Below are 5,525 nucleotides of genomic sequence, written 5' to 3'. Positions count from 1 at the left end.
CACCATATTCATCGGTTAAATTTGGATCCATTCCCGCTTCCAACATTGCTTTAAGTGCATCTGTCGTTTTGCGCCACATGGAAAAATAAGCAACAGACTGCGCCCCCTCACCTTCACCAAGTTTGGCTGCAGGATCAGCTCCTAGCGCCATCAACATTTTGATAGCTGGAATATTAGTATCAGCGACGGCAAACGCTAACAGGGTAAAATGCTCGTTGCCTGGCGCATCAACCTCTGGCAGTTTTTCCGCTAATGCTTTCGCTTTATCGATATCATGGGCTTTCATCGCCTCAGCAACGGCCAACAATTCCCCCTCAAAAAAGACCTCTGGATAGGGTTTACTGCGGAATAAATTAAAAGCGCCGGCTTTTGCTACCCAGAGCAAAAGCACAATCCCTATTCCGATGGCTGTTACCTTTAACACCTTATAGGCCTCGCTTATAGATTGGCGTCGATGCCATAACGCTCTCGCAGTATCTTTTCATCCTGTCGTTTGGATGCGTCTGATTGCGGTGCTAGAAATTCATTTTCACCCACAAGCTTACACTCGCTACGTGTTAAATAGCCCTCAGGGTCGTCACACCACACAATATCGAGTCGATAACGCTCTCCATAGGGCGTCAAAGCGGGAAACTGTACGCCAAGCTCAATCATCTTCTGCTGAATGTTCAGCATTTTTTGATACGCGTCGCTGGATTTATCCATGCGTTGCAAACGACTCTGAACTACGAAAGCGACAGTTACTCCGGAGTGATCCATCACAAAGGGATCAGCCCCGTTCTCCAAAAGATAGAGTGCCTCATCAAACATCACCCGTATAAATCTGAATAAAATCGTTTCTCCGAGACTATCTTTAGCATTCACGTCCGCGCCAAACTCAACCAACAGCTTCAGTGCGTCATTATCTTCTAGGTCCGGTACATCAAAAATCAGCGTACCACTGCCTCTCTTTATTTCGGTATCCATGCCAGCTTCCAACATCGCTTTGAGTGGCTCTGTGGTTTTAAGCCTCATTGCCAAATGCGCCACCGTTTCTGAAACATCCGTACCGGCTATCACGGCGTCATCAATTTTGGCGGCAGGGTCGGCCCCCAGCGCCATCAGCATCTTGATAGCTGGAATATTGGTATCAGCGACAGCAAAGGCTAATAGAGTAAAATGGTCATTACCGTGAGCATCAATATCTGGCAGTTTTTCCGCCAATGCTTTCGCTTTATCGATATCATGGGCTTTCATCGACTCGGCAACGGCCAATAATTCTCCCTCAAAGAAGACCTCTGGATAGGGTTTACTGCGGAACATATTTAATACTCCTGCTTTTGCGGTAACTGACAGCACAATACCTGCCAAGATAATTAAAATAATGTATTTCATCGCGGTTTAAACCTGCTTGGCTAGCGTGTATAAATCATCGACTTTACGATCTTCGATAGCTTCGCGCATCATATCCATACCATGTAAATTGATTCGCTCTTTTAGCGTAACGTCGGTATCTTCTTCTATCGCTACGTTAGTGCCAAGAGCCGCGTCAGCGCTTTTCGCCTGAGCTGTTAATGATTTCGGCTTGGAAAAGGTTTGGGTGGTATTACCAACCGCGCTGGGTAAACGCCTTAAAACGGGCATCTCTTCTTGCGCATGGGTGAGCACCTCACCCTCTATTCGATAACGAGTGATATTCTCATCACTGCCTTGTTGTGCTGTGGGCACCCCATATCGCTCAACGGTCTTCTTATGCAATCCAGCACTGTTAAAGGTGGTGGCAGGAAAATTACCGGCTTTCGAGGCCGCAGAGGCTAAACCTCCTCCTAATGAGTGACCCGCAATCTCTACAGACTTTTGACTGTCGGTAATTTTTGAACCAATGTCTACGGCTTGTTTATAGTATTTTGACCTTCCCAAAAGAGCTTGGGGGATATTACCTTTGGTCCAGTCTCCCGTCGCTTCTGTGCCTCGAAAAGCCAGTACTGGCTTCGCCTCTGGTCCAAATACGTCAGGATCCGGTATATACACTTGTGCACGAAAGTTTGTTTTATCGACTTTATAATCTTTAGGATCAATGCCTAACTTTTTAAGCTGTTTTTCGTTCGCCCGCGCCCAACCTGAATCATTATCAAAATCCTCGGCAAGCTGCTTGCGTCTGTCATCTAGATCATCAACAGGCTTATCTAACGTATAGATATGTTCACTAAGCATCGCTTTTTCAGCCGCGTCCATATCTTGCGTAAATCGCTCAGCAACGTCTGGCTCTTTCTCGCTGGCACGCTCTGTGATCGCTTCACGTGCTTTGCGCCGCTTGGCTTTGGTGGTGCCTTTTTCTAACACATACAGCATTTGTTCGGGTGAGCCGCCACTTTTTACCAACGACGATAAGTCTTGACCGAGAGGTGGTAATTCCTCGGGAAGCGCTTGCGTGATGGTGCCCTTGAGCTGCTGCTCTGCCACGGACTTAAAGTAGCCAGGGCTGTAAATCGGTTTTGACCAAAGTGCTTCAACCGGGTTGACCAAAGGCAAGATCCGCAAGAAAGGCGCATTGCTTTTAGCCGCCCCCTCACCACAATCATGTGATGGCGACTGGTAAGGCGTATCACCAATAAACACATCGCCTGAACCCGCAGCAACCTGACCGCCACAGCCAATGGCATCGCCGACCCGTGAGGCCGGCTTACCGTTGATGGAAACATTCGACGACCCTGCACTAATGCTACGCCCATGAATACCATGCGGCATATTCGGGCAAGGGCAAGCATGAAGCAGTACAGGGTCACCTTTACGTGCTGCTGGCTTGCCATTGATTGACACATCAGGGCTACCGCTAATAATGGGGGTGGCAGGGAAGCAACCATGCCCTGCCGCACTGTCTCCGAGTCTTCCAGCACTTGGCATCATTACCCCCGTCGGTCCGGATCGTCAGGCTGTTGAGGCTTATCTGTCTCATCAGGCTTAACCATAGTGGGTGCCGTGCCTTTACCGGGAGAGCCGCCTTCATTGATCTTCACTTTGGTGCCAGAGATAGTGATCCCGCCGCCGTCAATTTTGACAAAACCACCGGGGCCTTTAATCGTTAACTCATTACCAGCTTCCAGCACAATGTCTTTGGCGGTTAAGTAACTCTCATTACTGACTTTGGTCCGTTGGTTAGCGCCGATCTCTTTCTCTTCCGAGGCCGTGGCTTGTGTGACAATCCCGCCTTCCACTTTGGTGATCATGCCGCCAGAAATAAAGCGACTCAGTTTACCCAAGATACGCTGCACGAGGTTGCGGCCAATTTTCTGGTGGTGATCTTGACCAAACTCCTCAACGACATTTTTGCCAACCATGCGATGGCTATTTTCCGTCACAGATTGATAAGCGTTGCGCCCAACTTGACGGTGGCTATCCACACCCACAAATTCGCGGTGGATGTTTTCGGTGACAATATCTTGGTCTTTCTGCGCATGGATGTAGATTTGCTCGATAGACGCTTGGTCTTCAAAGCGGATTTCATTCGACCCTTCACCCTGGTGGGTTTGCGTTTTGATCACCGTGCGCGTTTTATGATTAGGGAGCAAATACGGTGGCACGTTCGTCGCGTGGTAAGTGCGCCCGGTAATAATCGGTTGATCTGGATCGCCGTTAAGGAAAGATACGATCACTTCATGGCCGATGCGAGGGACTGCCATAAAGCCGTATTGTGCGCCAGCCCAGCCTTGGGAGACGCGTATCCAACACGAGCTATGCTCATCTTGTTTGCTTTCTCGATCCCACGGAAAGTGCACCTTCACACGGCCGTGCTCATCGCAAAAGATTTCTTCGCCTTTCGGGCCGACCACTTCGCCAATCATGGGTCCATCAACTTGCGGCTTAGGCTGTGGGGTGGCACGCCATTGTCTTGTCGCAGGGATCACTTTGAAGTCGTTATGGTAGGTGGTTGCGCCGGTTCCGCCCTCTTCTTCCAATGCCTGAGGCTGCTTACCCACATGCGACACACTCACTACTAACCAATCTCGGTTAGCCGGTTTGTGCAAACTTTCAATCAAGTCAAATTTCACACCCGCCTGGAGCGCAGGCACATGGCTTTGCCCCTGGGCGGTTGAGGCCTCGCGCCGCAAAAACTCGTTACGAATGCGGGTAAATGCTTTGCCACTTGGATCATTTTTGTAGCGGCCAGGCGCATCGAAATACTCGTAATCGGTGCGCTGATAACTGGTGCCATCCGCCTCATGAGGCTGAAGAAAACTATAAGCCGGCTTTTTAAAGCTATAATCTTTGAGGACGGTTTTGTTTGACTCACTTTGGTCACTGATATCGATGTGGCGAACATAAGGATCGCTATAAGTCCCTCCAGAAAGGCTATTTTGCTCAACGGGTTTGGCATATTTCTCGATAAGTGATGAGTCGTCGTAGAAGTGAACCGTGTGCTTATCTTCTAGATGAGTAAAGTAATAGTTAATCCCTTCTTCAGCCGCTAAGCGATGCAAAAACGCTAAATCACTCTCTCTGTATTGCACACAGAATTCGCGCTCAGGTAAGTCTCGTTTCAATGAAAAATCAACATCAGTGATCCCCATCTCCGTTAACAGGGTTGAGATGATGTCTTTCACTGTCTGGTGTTGGAAAATACGGCTATTTTGACGTAACGATAAACGCTCTAATGACGGCACCAAGATAAGAGAATAAAACGTGTGATGGTGACCAATCTCTTTGTGCGTGAAGCGTCGGACAATACCGTGTACGTACTGCACCGGCTCTTCATTACGAAATACCGTTAGGAGCGCCTTTTTATCAACCGTTTGCTCAGCAGTAATACCCGATTGACGGCTGGCGAGTGAAATATCGTAGCGATAACCATACAAAGGCTGACCGCCTGCGTAGCTATCAGACACAGACTCATGCCCTTGATATTCACGCACAACAAAGGTGTCTTCTGATAAACCGTCTACAACCAGTGAAAATCTCAGCGTTGCCATTATTAATGTCTACCTCTATATGATGGGAAAGCAAGTAGCCCACTGTGCCAGTGGGCTACTCGATTTATATCGCGACGCGTTAAGTTTACGCCTCGATCGGCTTACGCCAGTCGTCTGACCCTGAGGTACCAGCGTTGACGTGATCCCATGTCACTTTACGGTAAGACATAGACACGGTCAGATTCTGAGTAAAATCTGACTTAGCAGGGTCTTGGCAGTGTGGCATTTCACAATGGATATCGACGATAGAGGCGTTTTCCAGCTTGGTGGTAAAGAAGTTTTCTTGTTTGCCCTCGATCGAGGTGCGGTACCACTTCAGTTCGACGGTAGACATTTTCTCACCCGAAGACAGCGCGTTATAAAGCAGAGGGACAGCTTTGTTGAGCGCGACGGTGAATTTGAAAGGCTTGTGAACACGTTGGCCTGATGGCTGACCAGATTGCGGGTCAGTTGGAACAGTAACATTGTGATCAAACTGCTGAACCAGCATCTCATCTTCGTGACCTTCAACGAATGCATCACCGATTGAATCAGCGGTGCAGGCACCGGCAGTAATCAAACCCTGAGTTTCACCTTCAA

General features: G+C 48.7%; 4 protein-coding genes and 1 pseudogene. All 5 read right to left on the bottom strand.

The genetic code is table 11. The features are described from left to right. Window positions 1-424: pseudogene (locus C7A19_RS01175) on the bottom strand (ankyrin repeat domain-containing protein); the annotation flags it as partial. A gap of 14 nt (window positions 425-438) precedes the next feature. After that, a complete protein-coding gene (locus C7A19_RS01170; protein ID WP_235614236.1) occupies window positions 439-1,374 on the bottom strand; it encodes an ankyrin repeat domain-containing protein in 936 nt (311 codons plus the stop codon). Window positions 1,375-1,380: 6 nt separating this feature from the next. Beyond that, entirely contained in the window at window positions 1,381-2,886 is a 1,506-nt protein-coding gene (locus C7A19_RS01165) for a PAAR domain-containing protein (protein ID WP_235614235.1), read from the bottom strand. Beyond that, window positions 2,886-4,946 carry a type VI secretion system tip protein TssI/VgrG gene (gene tssI / locus C7A19_RS01160; protein ID WP_116643934.1) on the bottom strand — a complete coding sequence of 687 codons (2,061 nt, stop codon included), beginning with the start codon at window positions 4,944-4,946 and terminating at the stop codon, window positions 2,886-2,888. Before tssI ends, C7A19_RS01165 begins: the two co-directional genes overlap by 1 nt. Window positions 4,947-5,031: 85 nt before the next feature. Next, the coding region (locus C7A19_RS01155; protein WP_155522530.1) for an Hcp family type VI secretion system effector at window positions 5,032-5,525 on the bottom strand (494 nt) is incomplete at its 5' end.

It is taken from the genome of Salinivibrio sp. HTSP (assembly GCF_003390965.1).
GTDB classification, from domain to species: Bacteria; Pseudomonadota; Gammaproteobacteria; order Enterobacterales; family Vibrionaceae; genus Salinivibrio; species Salinivibrio kushneri.
Note: the sequence above shows the minus strand (reverse complement) of the source record. Positions and strands in the feature narration are given on the sequence as shown.